Consider the following 22,605-nt stretch of genomic DNA (forward strand, 5'->3'; position numbering starts at 1 on the left):
CCTATTTCCGCTCGGCGACGAACACGAACTCGAGCCCCGGACGATCGGGTGCGTCCCGCACGTCCACCACCCGGAAACCGCACGCCACCAGGCTGTCCACGACCTCGTCGGACGACCGGAACCGCAGCGTCGAGTCCGAGGCGAGCTCCGATCCGTCGGGGAACCGGTAGGTGTGCCGGAACGACACGAACGGCAGGCTCACGTCGAGCACCTCCAGCCGTTCGGTCACACCGCCGACCGCGCGCTCGGGCCGCGCCGCCCACGTCACCCAGGCCTCCCGCTCCGGCCGCCGCGTCTCGAACACCAGGTGCCCGCCGGGCCGCAGCGCCGCGTGGACGCCCCGCAGCGTCGCCTCCCAGTCGTCGCCGAGGAACACCTGCGCCACGTTCCCGGTCATCACGGCGAGGTCCACCCGCAACGGCGGCAGGGTCGTCGCGTCGCCGTGGACCCACGTGACGAGCGACGACTTGGCCCGTGCGAGCTCCAGTGAGGCGAGCGCCGGGTCGACACCGACGACCGTGCGGCCGCGCTCGGCCAGCGACACCGCCAGGCACCCGGTGCCGCAGCCGACGTCGAGCACGGACCGAGCCCCGAGCTCGTCCGCGATCCCCAGGTACAGCTCCAGGTCGTCGCGTGGCCCGTCGAACGCGTCGTAGAGCGCGGCCAGGCGCGGGTCGGAGAAGATCGGGTCAGCCATGCCACATCTCTTTTCCGGCGACGAACGGTCGCAACAGGTCGATCACCTCGTGGTCCGGTCGTCCGTTCAGCTCTTCCTCCGCCACCCGCCGGGCGATCCCGGCGAGGAAGTCCGCGACCTGCACCCGTGCGTCGTGCTGCGAGTCGACCAGGGTCAGGCTCTCCAGCCGCGGCGCCAGCTGCTTGAGCTGCCTGATCCGCCCGTCGGTCAGCGACAGCTGCCGGTCGTGCACGATCGACACGCGGCCGTGCCACTGGGCCACGGCCCGCAGGATCGCCGGGAACAACGGGTCCAGCGCCCCGCGCGGCCCACGGGCGCGCAGCAGGTCGTTGTACAGCTCCAGCGGACCGGTGACCGCGCCGAACTCCGCGCGCACGCGCGAGGCCAGGAACTTCCGCTTGTCCACGAGCTGCACCCGCGCCTTGCCCTCCAGGGGGCCCGACGGTCCGAGGAACCACAGCAGCACCCACCGGTTCTTCTGCCGCAGCAGGTGGTTCGCCTTGTACTCCACCGCCGGCGACCTGATCATCGACCGCAGCTCGGCCACGCACGCGTCGGCTTCGTCGTGGGACATCCGCACACCCGCGTGCGCGAAGACCGCGGTGACACCGCCGACGAGCTTCTCGCCCTCGGACCCCGACTCGTCGCACGCGATCTCCGTCATGCCGTCACGACATCCGGAACACGGGGCCGCGGGCGCGGAACGGCAGGAAAGCCCCCGCGGGGATGAGGAACGCGTGCTCGCGCCGGATCCGCAGCACGTCGCAGTATCCGTCGGTGATCACCAGGACCGGCCCGGCTGCGGGGAAGTCGGCGGCCCGTTCGAGCAGGTCGACGCCGGGCTGCAGCACCGTGCCGCCGCGCCCGCGCACCCGCACCCGGCCCGCGATGTCCTCCACGGGCAGGTATCCGGCGTCATAGGCCATCGCGTCGCAGAAAACCACGCGCGCGGCGGGCACGTCACGTGCGGCGGCGTAGGAGGCGATGGCGCCCAGCGCCTTGCCCAGCAGCTTCGGGTCCATCGAACCGGACGTGTCGAGCACGACGCCGAACGTCGGCCGCGACTCCAGCGCCTCCGGTCGCACCCAGCCGGGCCGTGGGATGTCCGGAGTGGACGCCTGTCGGCGCGAGGCCCGCGCGTAGGTGCGCCGTTTCTCCGCGCTCGGAACGAACTCCTCGAACCACCGGGCCAACTGCGCGTCCCACGACAGCGGCGGGTGCTCCAGCGCCCTGATCTCCTCGACCAGCCCGGACGGCAGCAGCCCGCGGGCCGGGGTGTGGTAGCTCAGCCCGGTCAGCAGCGCGCGCCGGTAGAACTCGTCCAGGTCGGTGATGTCGGCCGGTCCGCGCAGTGGTTCGCCGAGCAGGTCACCCTGCTTGCCCCGCAACGTGAGCAGCCTGCGGTACCGGCGCAGGTCGACCGCGATCCGGTCGTACACCGACTCCGCCGACAGCCCCGCCAGCGCCGGGTCGTGCAGCACGCCCTCCGGCGCAGACCCGACGCCCATCTCGACCAGCCACCCGTTGACCACGAAGTCCGCGGCCACGTTCCACAGGTAGGGGTCCCGGCCGCCAACCCGGTCGCAGTGCCGCAGCGCCGCGTGCAGCATCTCGTGCGCCAGCACGAACCGCCACTCCTCGCGCGACAGCCCGGCCAGCGGGTTGACGTAGATCTCCGCCGACGCCGTGGACACCGCCGCGACCGAGATGTCCCAGCCGCGCGCCAGCTCCGCGTCGGCCACGACGGTCATCGCCGTGGCCAGCGCGCCCAGCAGCGGGTAGTGCGACACGAACCAGCTCAGTGCCAGATCCCACTCGGTCTTGAGCGGCCGCTGGTCCGACAGCGACGACCGCGCCCCGCCGGCCACGTCGATCGCGGCCACGGCGGCGTTGGACAGCCCGGCCGCGAACCTCGTCGCCCACCGCTGCGGATCCTTCGCCTCACCGCCGCGCACGCACGTGCCCGCCGCCCAAGACTCCGGCCGCGCGCCGAGCCGGAGCGCGGACTGGAAGTCGAGCACCTCGGTGCAGTCGGCGCTGCCGAAACCCAGGTGCAGCAGGCAGTGCGCGAGCACCCACACCCACTCGTCCTCGCTGGCCCTGCGCGTGGGGTGCGCGCGCAGGTCGCCGTCGAGCGTGACGTCGGCCCACCCGTGCTCCGAGCCGCGGCGCACCCAGACGCGCAGCGCGGCGAACAGCGGGTGCGAGCCGATCCGCCGGTCCGCCGCCGTGAACGCCGCCGCCCCGGGGTCGTTCTTCTTGCGCTGCCGCGAGGTCATCGCAGGGGACCGGTCATGCCCGTGCCGCGACCAGCCGGGGCAGGTCGCGGGTCACCTCGACGAGGAACCACGCGGGCAGCACCGGGTTGCCGTCGTCGTCGGCCGCGATCACCATCTGCGCGATCTCCAGCGACAGCTCGGCGAGCTCCAGCAGCAGCGCCTTGCCGCGGTGCGCGAGCTGCTTGCCCGCGGCCGGCGCGTGCGCCTTGTCGTGCGGCAGCTCCTTCACCAGCCGGGCGCGGAACGCCTCGGCCAGGAAGTAGAGCAGGTCGCGGTCCTGCGGGGCGCTCGGCCAGCGCACGTCACCGCGCAGCACGGCCTCCAGCCCGTACGCGTGCCGCACGGTCTTGACGTACGCCTTGAACATCGACGCGTGGTTCGCGCTGACCGTGCCGAACGCCAGCACGCCGATGATCTCCTCGGAGACGTCGTCGCCGAACGAGTGCAGGGCGTCGGAGAGCATGTGCCAGCCGCGCGGCGTGGAGAACGTCTCCTCGACCTTCGGCGCCGCGCTCCACAGGTGGTCGGGCCGCTGGACGAGGTAGTCGAGCACCCACGGGTGGATGCCGTTCTCCCGCGCCCACACCAGCCAGTCCCTCGCGGACGCGCTGAGGTGCACGTGGACCATGCGGTTCACGAGCGCGGACGCCATCGGCCGCGCCAGGGCGTTGTCGACGGCCCGGTTGCCGGCGCCGATCACGATCGAGCCCTTCGGCAGCTCGTAGGAACCGATGCGGCGGTCGAGGATCAGCGAGTAGAAGGCCTTCTGCACCTCGGGGCTGCTCGCGTTGAGCTCGTCGAGGAACAGGCAGTACGGGTCCTGGCGCGCGATCGACTCCGGCGGCGCGAACCGGGACCGGCCGCCGACCAGCTCCGGCACGCCGATGAGGTCCTCGGGGGCCAGCTGCGTGCCCAGCAACGTCACGCACTCCAGGCCCAGCTCGGCCGCGAAGGCGCGGACGAGCGAGGACTTGCCGATACCCGGTGCTCCCCAGAGGAAGACCGGCCGGACGACGGCGACGTGCAGCAGCACCTCCGGGAGCTGTGCTGGTGTCACGGTGACTGTGGATCGCATCGGTGGTGAGGATGCCCCATCCGGTTGGTTCCGGTCGCCCGAATTTGTTGACACGGGCGGTCGACTGGTGCTGTGATTCAGGACACAACTGACAAGAAAGCTTCCTAACTAAATCGCCGCCGCGCCCTGCAGTCCCCTCTGCACAGGAGGCACCCTGTGGCCAGATCCCTGCTCGTAGTCGTCCCGGCCGCTCTCGCGCTGGCCGTCCCCGCGGTCGCGGTCGCCGCCCCGGTCCAGTACCAGGCGGAGAGCGCGACCATCTCGAACGGGTTGGTGGAGTCCAACCACGCCGGCTACACCGGCTCCGGCTTCGTCAACTACGACAACGAGGTCGGCAGCTCGGTGGAGTTCACCGTGACCGCGGCCGCCGCCGGCCCCGCCACGCTGACGTTCCGCTTCGCGAACGGCCAGACCGCCGACCGGCCCATGGACATCTCGGTGAACGGCTCGCCGGTGGCGAACGGGTTCTCGTTCCCGAGCACCGGTGCGTGGACGTCCTGGGCGACCCGCGGCACCACGGTCACCCTGACCGCGGGCACCAACAAGATCAAGACAGTCGCGACGACGGCCAACGGCGGCCCGAACCTGGACCGCGTCGACGTCGACGCGCAGTCGGGCACCCCGGACACCGCCGCCCCGACGGTCCCCGGCAACCTGCGCTCCACCGCCACGACGGCGTCCTCGGTGTCGCTGGCGTGGGACGCGGCCACCGACAACGTGGGCGTGACCGGCTACGTGCTGTCCAGCGGGCAGACCGCGACCGGCACCACCCACACCGTGAGCGGCCTGACGCCGGACACCTCGTACACCTTCACCGTGCGGGCACGGGACGCGGCGGGCAACCTGTCCGCCACCTCGAACGCCGTCACGGTGCGGACCCAGCCCGGCACCCCCGGCGGGACCCGCCCGGCCGAGATCAACGGCCAGCTGCGGGTGTGCGGCGTGCAGCTGTGCAACCAGTACGGCAAGCCGATCCAGCTGCGCGGCATGAGCACGCACGGCATCCAGTGGTTCAACGGCTGCAACAAGTCCGCGTGGTGGGACGCGCTCGTCAACGACTGGAACGCGGACTTCATCCGCGTCGCCATGTACGTCGCCGCGGGTGAGGACGGTTACGAGACGAACCCGCGCTACTTCACCGATCTCATGCACAGCTACATCGAGGAAGCCACCCGGCGCGGCATCTACGTCCTGATCGACTGGCACCAGCTCGACCCCGGTGACCCGAACGTCTACACCGCGAAGGCGAAGACGTTCTTCCGGGAGATCGCCGAGCGCCACAAGGACAAGACGAACCTGATCTACGACATCGCGAACGAGCCGAACAACGTGTCGTGGTCGCGGGTGAAGACCTACGCCGAGGAGATGATCCCGGTCATCCGCGCGATCGACCCGGACAGCCTGATCGTCGCGGGCACGCACGCCTGGTCGACGTTCGGCTACTCCGATGGAGAGGACCCCTCGGTCGTCCTCGACAACCCGGTCAACGCCTCGAACTTCATGTACTCGTTCCACTTCTACGCGAAGGACCACAGGGACGGGCACCTCGCCGCGCTGGACCGCGTGTCCAGCCGGGTGCCGGTGTTCGTGACCGAGTTCGGCACGCAGGAGGCGAGCGGGGACGGCCCGAACGACTTCACCATGTCGCAGAAGTACGTCGACCTGATGGCCCGCAAGAAGATTTCCTGGGCCAACTGGAACTTCTCCGACGACTTCAGGTCGGGCGCGGTGTTCAAGACCGGAACCTGTTCCGGCAGCTCCTTCAGCGGCACCGGTGTGTTGAAGCCGGCCGGTGTCTGGGTGCGCGACCGGGTCCGCACGCCGGACAACTTCCCGACGAGCTGAACCCGGTGAGGTGAGTGGAAGGGGCGTGGTCGGCCACGCCCCTTTCACGGCGTGATGGGCCAGGTGTGCACGGGTTCGTTGGCGTGCATGAGGTCCACATAGGTCCGCAGCATCGTGCGCAGCGCGTCCGCCCGGTCCAGGTGCGTGTGGTCGTAGTGCCGGTGGAACTCGCGGGCCTGCCAGGTCGCGCCGTTCACGCCGCTCAGGCAGCGCTGCTCGATGATGCCCAGCAGCCGGTCGCGCTCCGCCGAGTCGACGCCCCAGCGGATCAGCCCCTCGTGGGCCAGCGGCAGCAGGCGCCGCAGCACCAGCTCCACCACCGGCACGGTGCCGACGCCGGGCCAGTACATCTGCGCGTCCATGCCGTTGCGGGAGGCGGCGTTGAAGTTCTCCTCCGCGGCCTGGAAGCTCATCTGCGACCACAGTGGACGTTCGTCCTCCGCGAGCGCCCTGACGAGCCCGAAGTACAGCGCGGCGTTGGCCAGCGTGTCCACGATCGTCGGCCCCGCGGGCAGCACCCGGTTCTCCACGCGCAGGTGCGGCCGGTCCCGCACCACGTCGTACACCGGCCGGTTCCACCGGTAGATCGTGCCGTTGTGCAGCTTCAGCTCGCCGAGCGCCGGCGTGTCACCCTTGTCGAGCACCGCCAGCGGGTCCTCGTCGTCGCAGATCGGCAGCAACGCGGGGAAGTAGCGGACGTTCTCCTCGAACAGGTCGAAGATCGAGTTGATCCACCGCTCCCCGAACCACACCCGCGGCCGCACGCCCTGCGCCTTGAGCTCGTCCCCGCGGGTGTCGGTGGCCTGCTGGAACAACGCGATCCGCGTCTCCCGCCACAGCTCCTTGCCCAGGAAGAACGGCGAGTTCGCCCCGACCGCCACCTGCACGCCCGCGATGGCCTGCGCCGCGTTCCAGTAGGCCGGGAACTGCTCGGGGCTCACCTGCAGGTGCAGCTGCGTGCTCGTGCACGCCGCCTCCGGCACGATCGAGCTCGCCGTCAGGTGCAGCCGCTCCACCCCGTCGATCGAGATCTGCAGGTCCTCACCCCGCGCCGCCAGCACCTGCTCGTTGAGCAGCGCGTACCGCGGGTTGCCCGACAGCAGGTCCGGCGCGATGTGCCTGGACCGCAGCGTCGGCAGGATGCCGTTGATGACCATGTGCGCGCCGACCTCGCGCGCCTTCTGCTCCGCGGAGTTCAGGCTGCGCCGCACGGTCTCCTCGAACGAGGTGATCCCGCCCCCGGCCAGCCGCCGCGGCGCCACGTTGATCTCGATGTTCCACTGCCCGAGCTCGGTCACGAAGTCCGGGTCGTCGATGACGTCCAGCGCCTCGTGGTTCTTCATCGCCGGATCACCCTGCTCGTCGATCAGGTTGATCTCGATCTCCAGGCCGGTCATCGGCCTCTCGAAGTCGAACCGCGCCTCGCGCAACATCCGTGCGAACACGTCGAGGCAGCGCCGCACCTTGGTCCGGTACCGCGTGCGGTCCTCACGCGTGAACTCGTGCTTCGCGACGTCCTCGCCCATGGTGGCCTCCCTGCGGTCGAGGGAACACCTCACCACTCTGCACCATGGTTGATCAATCCGACACCCGTGGGAGCTGTTCGGTGCCGGCCGGGACGCCGAACGGCGGGCCGCCCTGGGCGACGACCCGCCGTCCCGCTCCGGCTCAGAACTTCCACAAGCCGGACGTCAGCGATCCCGCCGTCGGGAGATCAGGCCGCGGCCAGGGTGCTCCACCGCGTGGCCGACGCGCAGGCGGCCGGACCGACGGCCTCGCCGTTGCCGCCGTTGTTGTGGGCGCAGATGCCGTAGTTCACGTTCTTGATGTACTTCGGCGACCCGGACGTGGTGGTCCAGTTGGTCCTGGTGTCGGAACACGCGCCCAGGGTGAGCACGGCGCTGCCGGTCGACGCCAGGCAGCGGCCGGTCGCGACGTTCTTGAACTTGCCCAGGGTGGAGTTGTCCCACTGCTGGTTGCGGTTTCCCGACTCGCAGACGCGGGTGTACACGGCGCCCGCGGCGTTGGAGTCCAGACACGTGCGCGCACTCGCGTGCTTGATGTTGAGGTACGTGACCGCGGCCGTGACCTCGCCCGCCCCGGTGTTCGCCGTCGCCGCACCGGACACGCCGCCGAGCAGCATGGCGGCGGTGGCCGCGACCACCGCTCCGGCGCCGGTGATCCGTCGGACGATTCCCCTGATTTCCATTTCGGTTCCCCTCGTGGTGCTGATCACGGATGCATTTCCGCGACCGGGGAGAAAGCTATTGAGCGCGTCTACACCGCATCTACACGCCTTCTACAGCCGGTCCTGGACAACGGGTGGTTGCCAGTTGTCAACTTTTTGGCCTTTTCTTGGTCTGGCGTCCGCCCGTGTGCACGGTGCTACCGTGCGTAGTCAGCGACAAGGGCTGGGTGGGGAGCCTTGGGGAACATCGCTCGTTTCGGAGTTCTGGGACCGCTGTGCGTGACGCGGAACGGCAAGCCCGTGAAGCTGGGCGGGCCGAAGCAGCGCACGCTGCTCGCCGCGCTGCTGGTGCGGGCGAGCAAGCCGGTCAGCCTGCACGGCATCGTCGACGCGTTGTGGGGGGAGAACCCGCCGGCGAGCGCGGTGGCGAACGTGCACACGCACGTCAACCGCCTGCGCAGCGCGCTCGCGGACGTCGGCATGGCGGGGCTGCTCGTCACGGACAGCAGCGGGTACCGGCTGCTGGTGGAGCCGGACCAGCTCGACAGCGCGCGGTTCGAGGCGGCCGTCGAGCAGGCGCGCAGAGCACTCGGCGAGGGGGACGCGCTCAAGGCTGTCGCGTTCTGGCAGGAGGCGTGGCGCTGCCTGCGGGGCGCGGTGCTGGAGGACGTGCCGCGGGCCGGGTGGCTGGAGACCGAGGTCGTGCGGCTGGAGGAGGTGGTCGCCGCCGCGCGGGAGGACTGGGCGGACGCGCGGCTCGCGGCCGGGCAGTACCAGGGGCTCATCACCGAGCTGTCGGCGCTCGTGCGCGAGCAGCCGCTGCGGGAGGGGCTGTGGCGGCGGTTGATGCTCGCCCAGCACCGGACCGGGCGGCGGGCCGAGGCGCTGGAGACCTACCGGGCGCTGCGGGGCGTGCTGGTCGAGGCACTCGGCGTCGAGCCGTGCCGCGAGATCCAGGACCTGCACCAGGAGGTGCTGCGCGGCGAGGCCGGCGCGGTGGTGCGGCCGATGCAGCTGCCCCCGGACGCGGGCAACGTCACCGGGCGTGCCGAGGTGACCGGGCGGTTGTGCCGGATGCTCACGGGGCAGGGTGGAGCCGTCGTCGTGGTCACCGGCAAGGCGGGCGTGGGCAAGACGACGCTGGCGGTGCGGGTCGCGCACGAGGTGGCCGGGCACTTCGGCGGCGGGCAGCTCTACGTGCGGCTGGGCGGGACGCACGCACCGCGCGACCCGGCGACCGTGCTCGCGGAGCTGCTGATCGCGTGCGGCGTGCACCCGCACGCCGTGCCGGAGGACCGGGAGGCCCGCGCCGCGCTCTACCGGTCGCAGCTCGCGGCCAGGCCCGTGCTGATCGTGCTCGACGACGCGGCGAACATGGCGCAGGTGCGGCCGCTGCTGCCGGGCACGGCGGGGTCGGCCGTGCTGATCACGAGCCGGGTGCAGCTGGTCGACGCGCACACCGTGCAGCTGGACGTGCTCGACGCGGCGGACGCGGTGCGGATGCTGGCCTCGATCGCCGGGCAGGCACGGCTGAGCGCGGAGCCCGAGGCGGCGAGGGCGGTGGCCCGCTACTGCGGCAACCTCCCGCTGGCGCTGCGGATCGCGGGTGCCCGGCTCGCCCGCAGGACACATTGGACGGTCGGGCGGCTCGCGGAACGGCTGGCCGACGAGGGCACCCGGCTGAACGAGCTGAGCATCGACGACCTGGAGGCGCGCGCCAGCCTGGCGTTGAGCTACGAGGCGCTCGCGCCCGGCCAGCAGCGGGCGTTCCGGCTGCTCAGCCTGCTCGACGTGCCGGACTTCCCCGGCTGGGTGGCCGGTCCGCTGCTGGACGTCACCGTGCCGGAGGCGGAGGAGCTCGTCGACGGCCTCGCCGACGTGCACCTGCTGGAGCCCGCCGGCCACGGCCGCTACCGGTTCCACGACCTGCTGCGCGTCTTCGGCCGGGAACGCGCGCAGCAGGACGACCCCGACCGCACCACGGCGCTCACCCGCGCCTTCACCGCGTGGCTCGACCTGGCCGTGCGGGCGGAGGCGGGACTGCCGAGCCGCTTCCTCAAGGTGCGGCTGGAGGTCGAGGACGCGGGCCTTCCCGATGCCACCACCGCCCGGCTGCTCGCCGACCCGCTGGCGTTCCTCGAAACCGAACGGGACGCGCTGGTCGCCATCGTCGAACAGGCGCAGGCACTCGGCCTGACCGCGCTCGCCGCGGACACCGCCGGGGTGCTGACCACGTTGTTCGACCTGCGCAGCCACTACGACCTGTGGCGGCACACGCACGAGCTGGTGCTGGCCGCCGCGCACGAGCAGGGGCAGGCCCGGCGCGCGGCGGTGCTGCACCAGGGGCTCGGCGCGCTGGCGTTCTACCGCGACCGCTTCAGCGAGGCGCGCACGCACTTCGAGCAGGCGCAGCGGCTGTTCCACGACATCGGCGAGGCGCTCGGGCAGGCCTACGCCCACCTCGGCCTGGGCAGCGTCGACCTGTTCCACGGCCGCCACGACGAGGCCGCCGTGCAGCTCGACCGCGCCGTGAGCGGGTTCCGGCGCTGCTCCGACGCGTTCGGCGGCGCGTTCGCCCTGCAGGGCCTCGGGGTCGTGCGCCGCAACCAGGGCCGGCTCGACGAGGCGGCGGCGTTCCTCGACCGCGCGCTGGCCGTCTTCAGCGAGCTGGGCTCCGACTACGGGCGGGCGTGCGTGCTGTTCAGCTACGGCCTGCACCACAACGCGCGCGGCGACCTCGCGGCGACCGAGCGCGCCATGATGGAGGCCATCGGCCTGTTCCGCGCGGCGTCCTGCCCGCGTGACGAGGCGCTGGCGCTGCACGTGTTCGCCGCCATCCACGCCCAGCAGGGCGACGCGGAGCGGTCGGCGGCGCTGATGGCCCGGTCGCAGACGGCCTTCTCACCGGAGGACGAGAGCGTCGGCAAGGCCGAGACCCTCTACAGCCTGGGCTGGGTGGCCTACCGCAACCGCCGCTTCGACGAGGCGGGGGAGTGCTTCGCGCGGGCGTCGCGGCTGTTCGAGCGGTTCGACATGCCGCTGCACCTGATGAGGACCAGGGCCGCGCTGCACAGCACCGGGCTCAGCGCCCCTGACCGGTGATGGCGCTGACCAGGTGCCGTTGCAGCAGCCAGAACACCAGCAGGCACGGCAGCGCGGTGACGGTGGCCACGGACATCAGCTCGGCGACGCTCAGCTTCCCCGAGTCCATCGTGGACAGTCCGAGGGTCAGCGTGCGCATGGTCGTGGAGTTCGTGACCACCAACGGCCACAGGAAGTCGTTCCAGTGCCACAGGAACACGAACACCCCGAGCGTCGCGAGCACCGGACGGCACAGCGGCAGCACGACGTGCCAGTACGTCCGCCAGTCACCGGCGCCGTCGACCCGCACGGCGTCGAACACCTCGCCCGGCAACGCCCTGATGAACTGCCGCAGCAGCAGCACCGCCTGCGCGTTGGCCAGCGTCGGCACGACCAGCCCCCAGTAGGTGTCCACCCAGCCCAGCGCCGCGACCAGCAGCAGCAACGGCACCACCACCGCGTGGAACGGCACCATCAGCGTCGACACGATCGTCCACAGCAGCACGTCCCGGCCGGGGAAACGCTTGCGCGCGAACACGTACGCCGCCATCGACGCCGACAGCAGCACGGCCACCACCGACACCGCCGCGTACCCCAGCGTGTTGGCCGTCCAGCGCGCGAAGTCCTCCGCCGCGAGCACCGCCGCGAAGTTCCGCAGCGTCAACGAACTCGGCAGCGCGTGCGGCAGCGTCGGCGCGCCGGGCGGGGACAGCGCGACCACCACCATCACCACGAACGGCGCGAGCGCGACCAGCGTCACGACCGCCAGCAGCACCACCGGCCACCGGGACCGCATCACGTGCCCCGGCCGAACACCCGCCGCTGGGTCAGCGACACCAGCAGCACCACCGCCCAGAGCACGATGCCGGCCGCGGCCGCGTGACCGAGGTCGAACATCCGGAAACCGTAGTCGTACACCGCGTACGCCAGCGTGTAGCTGGCCTGCACCGGGCCGCCGCCGGTCATCACGTAGACCGTGTCGAAGACCTGGAACGCGCCGATCGTCTCGATCACGACGACGAAGGCCAGCGCCGGGCGCAGGAACGGCAGCAGCACGTGCCGCAACCGCTGCCACGCGCTCGCACCGTCCGTCCTGGCCGCGTCCACGCAGTCGGGCGGCACGTCCTGCAGACCCGCGAACAGCACCAGCATCGAGTAGCCGAACCCCTTCCACACGCTCACCACGGCGAGCGCGGGCAGCACCAGCGACGGGTTGCCCAGCACGCCCAGCGGTTCGAACAGCCACCGCCACACCACGGCGGCGAGCACCAGGCTGGTGACGTACGGGGCGAGCAGCGCGGTGCGGAACCAGCTCCGCGCCCACGTGACCCGGTCGAGCAGCAACGCCGTTCCCAGTGCCACAAGCACGGTCAACGGCACGCAGATCGCGACGTAGCCGAGCGTCGTGCGCAGGCTGGTGCGGAAGGTCCGGCTGGCCGCGAGGTCGCGGTAGTTCGCCACGCCGGCGAACGTCCAGCCGCCGCCGGGGTCCTGGTCGGCGAGGCTCAGCGCGGCGGCGCCCGCCATCGGCACGACCCGGAACAGGCCGAACAGCACCAGCACCGGCAGCAGGAAGAGCAGGGTCGTGAACGCGCCGCGCATCAGCCGCCGAGCATCCCGTCGACCTCGGCGGCGGCGTCGGCGAGCGCCTGCTCCGGGGTGGCCCTGCCCAGCAGCGCGGCCTGCAGGTGCGGTGCCAGCAGGCTCATCACCCTGCGCGCCTGGGGATGCGGGTCACCGGCCGACGCGTAGGGCAGCGCGTCGAGGAAGCTCTTCGACACCTCGTCCGCCGGTGCCGCCACGTCGGTCCACGGCGCGAAGAAGTCCGACCGGGCGCAGAGCTCGTCGACCACCTTCGGCGAGGTGAGGTAGGTGAGCACCTCCTTCGCCGCCGCGGCGTTCTTCGTGCCGCGCACCAGCGACAACGCGCCGGGCTGCCCGAACGTCGCCCGCACGCGGCCCTGCAGCGGCAGCCCGATCACCGTGTCGCCGGCCCCGATGCCGGTCATGACGTTGCGGGCCTGCGCGGCGGTCGCGACGTGGCTCATCGCCGCCTGCCCCATGGCCACCGGGTCGTCCTTGATGCTGCTCTGGCGGGTCGTGACGTCGCGGGGCAGCCCGTTCGCCGCCTTCAGGTCGACCAGGAACCGAAGCGCCGCAACGCCTTCCGGTGAGGAGAACGCGCTGCGCCTGCCGTCCGCGCTGAACACCGCGCCGCCGGCCTGCCACAGCAGCGGGTAGAAGGTGAGGTTGAGCGTCTCCTGGGCCGAGCCGGAGTAGGCGAGCACCGGCACGCCCTTCGCAGCGAGCTTCGGTGCCGCCGCCCTGACCTCGTCCCACGTGCGCGGCAGCGTCGTGATGCCCGCCTCGGCGAACAGCCTGCGGTTGTACACGGTGGTCGTGACGGTCTGGTACAGCGGCACCCCGTAGACCTCGTTGCGCACCGTGAGCGCGGTGACCGCCGACGGGCGGAACTCGCGTTCGGCCGCGGTCACGACGTCACCGACCGGGTGCAGCGCCTGCCGCTGCGCGTACTGGGGGATCATGTCCGGTTGCAGCAGCACCACGTCCGGGCCGCTGCCCGACAGCATGGCGGTGCCGATCTTCTCCTCCCGGCCGGCCCACGGCTGGAGCTGGATCCGCAGGTCGATGTCGTGCGTGGCCTCGAACCCGGTCTCCACCTCCCGCCAGAACGCCTTGCCGCGCGCCTCGTCGTCGATGATCGGGTACATCCACACCGTCACCACGTTCGCGGTCACGGGCGCGCCGCAGGCCGTGAGCGCGAACGCCAGCACGGCCGCCGGCCAGCGCCTCATGCCGGGATCCCGAAGAGGTCGGCCGCGTTGCGCCACATCACGTGCTCGTACTCCAGTTCGGTCAGGTCCGCGTCCAGGACCACGCCGAGCGCGATCGCCGGGTCGACCAGGGTGCTGTCGGTGCCGAACAGCATCTGCTCGACGGGCACGCGGTCCAGCGCGTAGCGGAAGCGGTCGCGGTCGGTGATCGAGCAGCAGGGCTCCAGGTAGAGCCGGTCGCTGCGGGTCGCGGCCTCGACCGCCGTCCGCCACGCCGGTCCGCCCATGTGGCCCGCGATGACCCGCAGCGCCGGGTACCGCTCCAGCACGTCCACCAGGCCCAGCACGCTGTCGTCCCAGGTGTGGACCAGCACCGGCAGCCCGGCCGCCGCGGCCATCCCGAGCGCCTCCCGCGTGGCCGTGGACGTCAGCGGCAGCGCCGGGTACGTGGTGTGGATCTTCACGCCCACGAACCGCTTCGCCGGCGCGTACCGCTCCAGCTCCCGTGCCGCCTCGTCGAGCTCGTTCGGGTTGATGACGACGTAGCCGAGCAGACGTGGTTGTTCGGCCAGCGCCTCGGCCATCCACCTGTTGCCGCTCACCATGTCGTAGGTGACCGCCTCGGACGCCGACACGATCTGCCGGTCGATGCCGTAGCGGTCCATGAGCTTGATGTTCACGTCGACGGCGCCGACGTCCGTCGAGAAGAACCACGGCCCCGCGTGCCCGTGCACGTCGATGATCACTGATCGTCCCCCAGCCACGTCCTGGCCGTGCCCCCGGCCACCTGCTGCCACTCCTCGTCGCCCAGACCGGACATCCGCAACCGCAGCGCCGACGGCATCACGTCGTGCATCGGCGCCCGCGACCCGTAGGCCAAGCGGTGCGCCCCGACCTCGCCCGCGATTCGCTCGATCGAGTCAGGCCCGACCAGCATCCGCGTCGAGGCGGTGAACCCCGGTTCCCGGCGGGCCAGCAGGACGAAGTCCGCCACCCGGTAGGCGTGCACGTCCAGGAAGCACACCCGCGTGCCCGTGAACACCGGCCAGTACCGGCTGACGTCGCCGCTCGTCAGCAGCACCAGCCCGTGGGCGGCCGCCGTGCCGACCACGTGCCGCAGCCCCGGCGAGTCCGGTTCCACCCACTGCTCCGGCGGGAACAGCCGCAGCAGCCGCACCCCCTCCGCGGCCAGCCGCGCGATCTCGTCCTCGGCGGTCAGCGCGTCCCGGATGTCCACGGTGCCGACCGCGACGTGACCGGTCTGCTCGGTCGTCTTGCGCATCTCGTCGTTGCCCGAGCGCGCGTCGAACAGCCCGCCGCGCAACGAGCACACCAGCCCGCGCGCGATGCCGTGCCGGGCGAGCTGCTCGCCGACGGCGTCCATCGACGCGTCGACGTCACGGCTGGGCACCGCGCCGAAGAGCACGTCGACGTCGAGCGCGATCTCCTGCCGTGCGCCGGGTATGAGGGGGAGGGGAGCCACCATGACCGGCAGCCTGCTGATCTCCCCTACACGCGCCCTACACGGCGGGAACGGCGATCGAGGTGACCAGGACGTCGCCCTGCACCAGCCAGCGGCCGCGGAAGTCCGCGATCGGGCTGTCGGGCAGCAGGATCCGCGAGTGGAACGTCCCGTCCGGGTCGAGCGTGATGTCCGCGTCCTCGAAGCCCAGCCACCGCCGCGTGACCGGGAACCACGCCTTGTAGGTGGTCTCCTTCGCGCTGAACAGCAGCCGGTCCCAGCAGATCTTCGGGTCGGCCGTCCGCAGTCCCGCCATCCGGGCCAGCTCGGCCGGCACCGCGATCGCCTCCAGCACCCCGTCCGGCGCGGCGGCGTGCGGTTCCGCGTCGATGCCGATGGTCTGGAAGTCGGTCGAGTGCGCCAGCGCGGCCGCGCGGTAGCCCAGGCAGTGCGTGAGGCTGCCGACGACGCCCTCCGGCCACAGCGGCTCGCGCTTGGGCCCCGGCAGCACCGGCGCGGGCGTGACCCCCAGCCGCGTCATCGCCTCGCGGGCACACCAGCGGGCCGTGCCGAACTCGGCGCGGCGCTTCGCCACGGCGTTGGCCACCAGCGCCTCCTCCTCGGGGAAGAGGTCCACGGGCTGCTCGTCGTCGAACCGCTCCACCGCCGCGACCGGCGGTGGGAGGAGTTGTTCCAGCACCTATTCCTCCCGCAGCACGTCGTGCAGCTTGGCCCCGGTCGTGCCGCGCGGCCGCCACTCGCGCGGGTAGCCCAGCGAGACCTCGTCGAAGCGCACGCCGTCGTGGGTCGTCGTGCGCGGGATGTGCAGGTGGCCGTAGACCATCTCGACCGCGTTGAACCGCGTGTGCCAGTCGGCGGTCGCCGTCGTCCCGCACCACAGCGCGAACTCGGGGTAGCGCAGCACGAACGTGGGGTCGCGCACGAGCGGGTAGTGGTTGATCAGCACGGTCGGCCCGCTGACCTGCTCCAGCCGCTGCGCCGTCTCCTCGACCCGAGCCTGGCACCAGGCCTCGCGCGACGGGTACGGGTCGGGGTGCAGGAAGTACTCGTCGGTGCACACGACGCCGGCCTCATGGGCGATGGCGAGCGCGGACTGCACGTCCGTGGCACCCGCTGGCCGAAAGGAGTAGTCGTAGCCGATGAACAGTGGACAGACGGTGACCGGCCCGCCGTCGCCGTCGAACACCACGTACGGGTCCTCCGGCGTGATGACGTCGAGGCTGCGGCACAGCTCCACGAGCTGCTTGTAGCGCATCTCCCCGCGCGACTGGTTCTCGTCGTCCTTGGTGGTCCACAGCTCGTGGTTGCCCGGCGACCAGATGACCCTGCCGAACCGTTGCCGCAGCGTCCGCAGGGTCCACTCGATGTCGGCGAACTTCTCGCCGATGTCCCCGGCGACGATCAGCCAGTCGGCCGGGTCCGGTGCGGCGATCGCCGCCACGACGTCGCGGTTGTCCTGGTAGGAGACGTGCAGATCGCTGGTGGCCAAGAGCTTCACACCCCGAACCGTAACCGCGGCGTCAACGCGAGCGGATCGAGCTGAACCGATAACACCACCCGATCGTGTTTGAGTAGCACGACCGGTTATCCGTTCGTCGCAGACAGTGCGCCACTCGTCTCAACAGGGAGGGCCGTGCGTCGCCGACCTCGGCCCGCTCATCGCTGTTAATGGCCTACGTACTTATCCGTTCAACCGCGGGCTTCCTACTGTGAGCGCTGTCACCTGACGGAAAAGTCCTGGCGGAGGACCACACCATGACCGACTCCCAGTTCGCTCGCACCCCGGACCCGCGCCTCGCGCGCCAGGTCCCGCAGCGTCAGGTGCCCCAGCGGCCCGTGCCCCCGCGCCAGGGGCAGGTACCCGTCCGGTACGGCCAGCCGGTGGACCCGCGCCTGGCCGGCTCACCCTCGTTCCGCCGCACCGTCGGCGCCGAGATCTCCCGCCACGCCCAGCAGCACCCGGCCTACGCCGTCCCCCAGCGCCGCCCCACGGCCGAGGACACCGCACTGGCCACCCTGCTCCGCTCCCGCCAGCGCGCCGAGTCCGCCCGCCAGGACACCCGGCCCGCCGACACCCCCGCCCCGCGCCAGGACTCCTGGATGCGCGCCGGCGTGTGGCCCGACCGCGCCGGCGAACCCGGCCGCGGCGACGTCATCGACCAGCTCTCGTCCCGCCTGGTCAGCCCCGCCCTGTGGGCCGTCGTCGAACCCCTGATCCCGCCCGCCAAGGTCCGCCGCCAGGGCGGTGGCCGCGGCCGCGTGTGCAACCGCGCCGTGTTCACCGCGATCGTCTTCGTGCTCTCCTCCGGCTGCGCGTGGCGCCACCTGCCCGCGTCGTTCGGCGTGACGGTGCCGACCGTGCACCGCCGCTTCCAGGAGTGGACCGACCTCGGCCTGTGGGTGCGACTGCGCCGCGCGGCCGCCGAGGGCGCGTGCGGCACCGACGAGATCGACTGGATCCGCGCGGTGCTGGACGCGGCGGACCGCCGGGCGGCGAAGGCCGCCAGCTGAGCTGACCCGTACTTGCGCCGGGGTCACCCTGAAGAAGGGTGGCTCCGGCGCTTTCGCGTTCGCGTTCGGTCGTGCGTTGCGGACGACGGACCACTCATCGCGCTTCGGACCGCTCATCGCGCCTTCGGCCGCTCATCGCGGCGCGAACGCTCCTCCGGCACCCGCTGACCGCTCACCGCGCCGCGAACGTCCCTGCGGTCCTGCTGCCCGCTGATGCCACGCGGGGCGCTTTCGTACGACAGGAGCGCACGAAAGCGCCCCGCGTGCGCTCACATGCCGTTGATGCCCGCCTGGTACTTCGGCACCCGCACGGTGATCTTCGTGCCCAGCCCGCACGCCGTCTCCACCACGAGCCCGTACTCGTCGCCGTACACCCGCCGCAACCGCTCGTCGATGTTCCCGAGCCCGATCCCCGCCGACTCGTCCACCTGCCCGGCGAGCGTCCGCCGCAGCTTCTCGGGATCCATCCCGATGCCGTCGTCCTCGATGGTGATCTCGGCCTCGGCACCGCTGTCGTTGGCGTAGATCTGGATGTGCCCCGGTTCGACCTTGCCCTCCATCCCGTGCCGCACCGCGTTCTCCACGAGCGGCTGCAGGCACAGGAACGGCACGGTCACCGGCAGCACCTCGGGCGCCACCTGCAGGGTCACCTTCAGCCGCTCGCCGAACCGGGCCCGTTCCAGTGCGAGGTACTGGTCGATCGACCGCAGCTCCTCGGCCAGCGTCGTGAAGTCGCCGTGCCGGCGGAACGAGTAGCGCGTGAAGTCCGCGAAGTCCAGCAGCAACGTACGCGCGCGCTCGGGGTTGGTGCGGACGTAGGAAGCGATGGCGGACAACGAGTTGTAGATGAAGTGCGGCGAGATCTGCGCGCGGAGGGCACGCACCTCCGCCTCCACCAGCCGGGTGCGCGACCGGTCGAGCTCCGCCAGCTCCAGCTGACCCGCCGCCCACCTGGCCACCTGGTTCGTCGCCCGCACCAGGCCCGCGGAGGCCTCGCGGGAGTACGCGGCCAGCGTGCCGACGACCCGGCCCTCGACCGTCAGCGGCGCCACCACCGCGCAGTTGATCGGGCAGTTCGGCTCGGTGCAGCCGATGTCGAACGCCTGGGTGCGGCCGGTGTGGAACACGTCCTCGGCCTGGGCCATGGCCTCCTCGGCGTGATGTTCGGACACGCCCTCCCAGGCCACGACCTCGGTCTCGTCGGTCAGTGCCAGCGCCGGGGTGTCGAGCAGGGTGCGCAGGTGCCGTGCCGACTTCTTCGCCGCATCGGAGACCAGGCCGGCGCGCAGCGGGGGAGCGGCGGACCAGGCGGTGTGCAGGGTCTCGTAGGTGACGCGCTGGGCCTCGGTCGAGAGCGACTGCCTGGTGCGCGTGCCCCGCCACAGCACCAGCACCGCCGCTCCGCCGACGACCAGGATCGCCGCCGCGGTGAGGAAGTCGTGCATCTCAGCCCACCCCCTTAGCTTCGCTCGCCGCCCGACGACGGGCCGGAGCCGTCCAGCCCGAGGTTCTCGGGCGCGTGGAGCTTCACCATCGTCCGCTGCACCCCCGGCGGCAGGTGCCGCGGGGTGAGCAGGGAGACCACGTACATCACCGAGAAGCCGAGCGGCACCGTCCACGCGGCCGGGCGGGACAGCAGCGCCTCGTACCAGGCGTCGCCGGTGTCGGCGAACATCGTGACGAGGCCCGCGGTCAACGCCGGCACGCCGCCCGCGAGCATGCCCGCGACGGCACCGGCGGTGGTGATCCGGGTCGACCAGATCCCCAGCATCAGCAACGGGCACAGCGAGGACGCCGCCACCGCGAACGCCAGGCCGACCATGTCCGCGACCGGCATGCCGGTCGACACGAACGTCATCGCGAGCGGCACGAGACCCGAGAGCACCGTGGAGATCCGGAACCCGCGCACGCCGCCGAGGCGCAGCACGTCCTGCGACAGCACCCCCGCCAGCGACACCACCAGGCCGGACGACGTCGACAGGAACGCCGCGAACGCGCCACCGGCCACCAGTGCGCCCAGCAGCTCGCCGCCGAGACCGCCGATCATCCTGGTCGGCAGCACGAGCACCACGGCGTCGGTCTGCCCGGTCATCAGCAGCTCGGGTGTGTACAGCCGGCCGAGCGCGCCGTACATCGGCGGCATCAGGTAGAACACCGACAGCAGGCCGAGCACGATCAACGTCGTGCGGCGCGCGGCCGGGCCGTTCGGGTTGGTGTAGAAGCGCACGATCACGTGCGGCAGGCCCATGGTGCCGAGGAACGTCGCGATGATGAGCGAATAGGCGCCGTACAACGGGAACTGCTGCCCGCTGGACTCCGGCAGCGACCACGTCTCGTTCGTGTTGTGGTCCATCGTGGACACGTGCGGCACCGGTGCGCCCTGCGGGAACGTGAGCTCCGAGCCCGCGCCGATGCGGTGGTAGCCGGCGGTCAGCACGTGGCCGGCGTTCTCGACGCGCTGCCCGTCGATCTCACCGGTGCCCTTGACGACGATGGACTGCTCGGCGTGGATCGACGTCTGGTTCTGGAACGTGACCTCGGTGTCCTGCCGGAACGCCGGGAACTCCGGCGCGGTCAGCGACTTCGCGCCGTGCACCTGCCACGCGATGACGAGGAACACGATCGGCACGGTGATCGCGGTGAGCTTGAGCCAGTACTGGAAGGCCTGCACGAACGTGATCGACCGCATCCCGCCGGACGTCACGTTGACCGTCACGACCACCGTGACGACCAGCGCGCCCACCCAGTCCGGCGCGCCGGTCACGGTGTTCAGCGTGAGACCGGCGCCTTCCAGCTGCGGCAGCAGGTACAGCCAGCCGATGGCCAGCGCGAGCACCGACGCGACCGCGCGCACGCCGCGGGAGCGGAAGCGGGCCTCGGCGAAGTCGGGCAGCGTGTAGGCGCCGGACCGCCGCAGCGGCGCGGCCACCATCGTCAGCAGCACCAGGTACCCGGCCGTGTAGCCGACCGGGAACCACAGCATGTCCGGCCCGTAGGCGAAGATCAGCCCGGCGATGCCCACGAACGACGCCGCCGACAGGTACTCGCCGCCGATCGCCGAGGCGTTCCACCACGGCGAGACGGTGCGCGAGGCGACGTAGAAGTCCGACGTCGTGCGGGAGACGCGCAGTCCGTAGGTGCCGATCAGGATCGTGCCCAGTGCGACGACCAGCACCGCCACGACGGCGTAACCACTCGTCATGGACGTTCGACCAGCTCCGCGAACTCGCGTTCACTGCGCTCGGCCTGCCGCACGTAGAACCAGCCGGCCAGCAGCAGCATCGGGAACGTCGCCACGCACAGCAGGAACCACGGCAGCCCGAGCCCGAAGACCCGCACCCTGCCGAGCGCCGGCTCGATGGCGAACAGCAGCGGCAGCAGCCCGAGGGTCCCGCACACAACGAAGCACACCGACAGGCCCAGCCGGCGCTGGGCGCGGATCAGCGTGCGCATGTAGACGGCGCCGAGCTCGCTCTGCTCGTTGATCTCGCGGGTGCCCGAGTACGGCCGGCGCGCCCGCGGTGCCCTGGTGCGGGGGCTCGTCACCACCACGCGCTGGGTCGGCCGCTGGGCCGGTCCCCCAGGTGGCGGCGCCGTCACGACGACGACCCCAGCCCGTTCCTCGGCTGCGCGGCACCGGCGGGCGCGGCCTGACCGGACACCGGCGCCGGGCGGGCGCGGCGGACCAGCAGCTGCCGCAGGTGCCGGGCGTGCCTGCGGCTCACCGGCAGCACCACGCCACCGATCGTGACGCTGAGGTGCCCGTCCTCCAGCCGCAGCTCGTCGATGTGGCCCAGCGAGACCAGGTGGCTGCGGTGGATGCGCACGAACCCCGCGCTGCGCCACCGCTCCTCCAGGCCGTTGAGCGCGGCGCGGACCAGGCCGCTGCCGGTCGCGGTGTGCAGCCGGGCGTAGTCGCCGTGCGCCTCCACGTACCGGATGTCGGCGAGCCGGATGAACCGCGTGACGCCGCCGAGCTCGACCGGGATGACCTCGTCACCCACCTCCGGCGGCGTGGTGTTCGCGGGCTGCGCCGGCACGGCCGCGGCGGGTTCGGCGGGGTTCTTGGAGTCCCAGACCTCGTGCACGATCCGGTGCACCGACTCGGCGAGCCGTTCCTGCCGCACCGGCTTGAGCAGGTAGTCGAGTGCCTTGAGCTCGAACGCCTCCACCGCGGGCTGCTGGTGCGCCGTCACGAACACGACGGGCGGCGGCTGCGCGAACCGGGAGAGCACGCGGGCGAGGTCGAGACCGTCCAGGCCGGGCATGCGGATGTCGAGGAACACCGCGTCCAGCGGCTGTCCGGCGTCCATCGCGCGGTGCAGCACCCGCAGCGCCTTGGTGGCGTCGGTGACCGCTTCCACGTGCGCGATGCGCGGATCGGAGCGCAACAGGTAGGTGAGGTCTTCCAGCGCTGGGGCCTCGTCGTCGACGGCGAGCACCCGCAGGGAGCGTTCGAGGCTGCCACGTCGATCCGGTCCCTCGCACAGGGGGCACGGCAGACCTGAGGTCATTCGAGATCGAGTCCAAACTGTGTACGGCCGATCCTCACGTGGCGGCGACTGGACCACGCTCGGTCATCGCGCGCCTGGTGAGCCGAGGGCGTCGGATACGCGATCATGCCCTTTCACGGAGGGTGACCAGCGGCCGG

20 protein-coding genes are annotated in these 22,605 nt (G+C 71.7%); 3 read left to right on the top strand and 17 right to left on the bottom strand.

All coding sequences use genetic code 11. From position 1 onward, the window contains the following. Window position 1: 1 nt before the first annotated feature. Genes ADL03_RS11240 through ADL03_RS11255 form a run of 4 tightly spaced genes read right to left on the bottom strand, consistent with a single transcriptional unit; the run spans window position 2 to window position 4,051 of the window. The gene (locus ADL03_RS11240) at window positions 2-697 is read right to left on the bottom strand and encodes a bifunctional 2-polyprenyl-6-hydroxyphenol methylase/3-demethylubiquinol 3-O-methyltransferase UbiG (protein WP_053733315.1); all 696 of its coding nucleotides are present in this window, start codon (window positions 695-697) and stop codon (window positions 2-4) included. Continuing rightward, window positions 690-1,361, bottom strand: a complete 672-nt coding sequence (locus ADL03_RS11245; protein ID WP_053733316.1) for a DUF3800 domain-containing protein — start codon at window positions 1,359-1,361, stop codon at window positions 690-692. The genes ADL03_RS11240 and ADL03_RS11245 overlap by 8 nt, the downstream gene beginning before the upstream one ends. A gap of 4 nt (window positions 1,362-1,365) precedes the next feature. Then, a complete protein-coding gene (locus tag ADL03_RS11250; protein ID WP_053733317.1) occupies window positions 1,366-2,976 on the bottom strand; it encodes a hypothetical protein in 1,611 nt (536 codons plus the stop codon). Window positions 2,977-2,989: 13 nt separating this feature from the next. Further along, window positions 2,990-4,051, bottom strand: a complete 1,062-nt coding sequence (locus ADL03_RS11255; RefSeq protein WP_053733318.1) for an ATP-binding protein — start codon at window positions 4,049-4,051, stop codon at window positions 2,990-2,992. 156 nt (window positions 4,052-4,207) lie between these two features. On the opposite strand from ADL03_RS11255, the gene ADL03_RS45255 reads away from it, so the two are divergent. Beyond that, on the top strand, window positions 4,208-5,896 hold the full coding sequence (locus ADL03_RS45255) for a cellulase family glycosylhydrolase (protein WP_082373051.1): 1,689 nt from the start codon (window positions 4,208-4,210) through the stop codon (window positions 5,894-5,896). Window positions 5,897-5,940: 44 nt separating this feature from the next. On the opposite strand, the gene ADL03_RS11265 is transcribed toward ADL03_RS45255, so the two are convergent. Then, window positions 5,941-7,422, bottom strand: a complete 1,482-nt coding sequence (locus ADL03_RS11265) for a glutamate--cysteine ligase (protein WP_053733320.1) — start codon at window positions 7,420-7,422, stop codon at window positions 5,941-5,943. Between the two features lie 188 nt (window positions 7,423-7,610). Beyond that, window positions 7,611-8,105: a hypothetical protein gene (locus ADL03_RS11270; RefSeq protein WP_053733321.1), complete on the bottom strand. Its 495-nt coding sequence runs from the start codon at window positions 8,103-8,105 to the stop codon at window positions 7,611-7,613. 258 nt (window positions 8,106-8,363) lie between these two features. Between ADL03_RS11270 and ADL03_RS11275 the strand changes: the two genes are divergently transcribed. Next, the gene (locus ADL03_RS11275; RefSeq protein WP_053733322.1) at window positions 8,364-11,186 is read left to right on the top strand and encodes a BTAD domain-containing putative transcriptional regulator; all 2,823 of its coding nucleotides are present in this window, start codon (window positions 8,364-8,366) and stop codon (window positions 11,184-11,186) included. Here ADL03_RS11275 and ADL03_RS11280 read toward each other — a convergent pair. Genes ADL03_RS11280 through ADL03_RS11310 form a run of 7 tightly spaced genes read right to left on the bottom strand, consistent with a single transcriptional unit; the run spans window position 11,167 to window position 16,941 of the window. Continuing rightward, entirely contained in the window at window positions 11,167-11,961 is a 795-nt protein-coding gene (locus ADL03_RS11280) for a carbohydrate ABC transporter permease (RefSeq protein WP_082373053.1), read from the bottom strand. The two genes, ADL03_RS11275 and ADL03_RS11280, sit on opposite strands and share 20 nt — an antisense overlap. After that, window positions 11,961-12,767, bottom strand: coding sequence for a carbohydrate ABC transporter permease (locus ADL03_RS11285; protein WP_082373054.1), 807 nt, complete (start codon window positions 12,765-12,767; stop codon window positions 11,961-11,963). Before ADL03_RS11285 ends, ADL03_RS11280 begins: the two co-directional genes overlap by 1 nt. Then, window positions 12,767-13,981: an ABC transporter substrate-binding protein gene (locus ADL03_RS11290; RefSeq protein WP_053733323.1), complete on the bottom strand. Its 1,215-nt coding sequence runs from the start codon at window positions 13,979-13,981 to the stop codon at window positions 12,767-12,769. Before ADL03_RS11290 ends, ADL03_RS11285 begins: the two co-directional genes overlap by 1 nt. Next, window positions 13,978-14,706: an amidohydrolase family protein gene (locus tag ADL03_RS11295; RefSeq protein ID WP_053733324.1), complete on the bottom strand. Its 729-nt coding sequence runs from the start codon at window positions 14,704-14,706 to the stop codon at window positions 13,978-13,980. Before ADL03_RS11295 ends, ADL03_RS11290 begins: the two co-directional genes overlap by 4 nt. Further along, window positions 14,703-15,446 (bottom strand): amidohydrolase family protein, encoded by a 744-nt coding sequence (locus ADL03_RS11300; protein WP_053733325.1) that lies wholly within the window; start codon window positions 15,444-15,446, stop codon window positions 14,703-14,705. Before ADL03_RS11300 ends, ADL03_RS11295 begins: the two co-directional genes overlap by 4 nt. Before the next feature lie 34 nt (window positions 15,447-15,480). Beyond that, window positions 15,481-16,122 carry a 4'-phosphopantetheinyl transferase gene (locus ADL03_RS11305; RefSeq protein WP_053733326.1) on the bottom strand — a complete coding sequence of 214 codons (642 nt, stop codon included), beginning with the start codon at window positions 16,120-16,122 and terminating at the stop codon, window positions 15,481-15,483. Beyond that, entirely contained in the window at window positions 16,123-16,941 is an 819-nt protein-coding gene (locus ADL03_RS11310) for a metallophosphoesterase (RefSeq protein WP_157528477.1), read from the bottom strand. Between the two features lie 257 nt (window positions 16,942-17,198). Between ADL03_RS11310 and ADL03_RS11315 the strand changes: the two genes are divergently transcribed. After that, window positions 17,199-17,954: a transposase gene (locus tag ADL03_RS11315; RefSeq protein WP_157528479.1), complete on the top strand. Its 756-nt coding sequence runs from the start codon at window positions 17,199-17,201 to the stop codon at window positions 17,952-17,954. 269 nt (window positions 17,955-18,223) lie between these two features. Here the strand turns inward: ADL03_RS11315 and ADL03_RS11320 are convergent, their stop codons facing one another. Genes ADL03_RS11320 through ADL03_RS11335 form a run of 4 tightly spaced genes read right to left on the bottom strand, consistent with a single transcriptional unit; the run spans window position 18,224 to window position 22,468 of the window. Beyond that, the gene (locus ADL03_RS11320) at window positions 18,224-19,399 is read right to left on the bottom strand and encodes a histidine kinase (RefSeq protein WP_053733328.1); all 1,176 of its coding nucleotides are present in this window, start codon (window positions 19,397-19,399) and stop codon (window positions 18,224-18,226) included. A 14-nt stretch (window positions 19,400-19,413) separates the two neighbouring features. After that, window positions 19,414-21,156 carry a cation acetate symporter gene (locus ADL03_RS11325; protein ID WP_053733329.1) on the bottom strand — a complete coding sequence of 581 codons (1,743 nt, stop codon included), beginning with the start codon at window positions 21,154-21,156 and terminating at the stop codon, window positions 19,414-19,416. Continuing rightward, a complete protein-coding gene (locus tag ADL03_RS11330; protein ID WP_053733330.1) occupies window positions 21,153-21,554 on the bottom strand; it encodes a hypothetical protein in 402 nt (133 codons plus the stop codon). The genes ADL03_RS11325 and ADL03_RS11330 overlap by 4 nt, the downstream gene beginning before the upstream one ends. Continuing rightward, window positions 21,551-22,468: a LytTR family DNA-binding domain-containing protein gene (locus ADL03_RS11335; RefSeq protein ID WP_082373055.1), complete on the bottom strand. Its 918-nt coding sequence runs from the start codon at window positions 22,466-22,468 to the stop codon at window positions 21,551-21,553. The genes ADL03_RS11330 and ADL03_RS11335 overlap by 4 nt, the downstream gene beginning before the upstream one ends. Window positions 22,469-22,605: the final 137 nt, after the last annotated feature.

This window comes from Nocardia sp. NRRL S-836 (genome assembly GCF_001279525.1).
GTDB lineage: Bacteria > Actinomycetota > Actinomycetes > Mycobacteriales > Pseudonocardiaceae > Lentzea.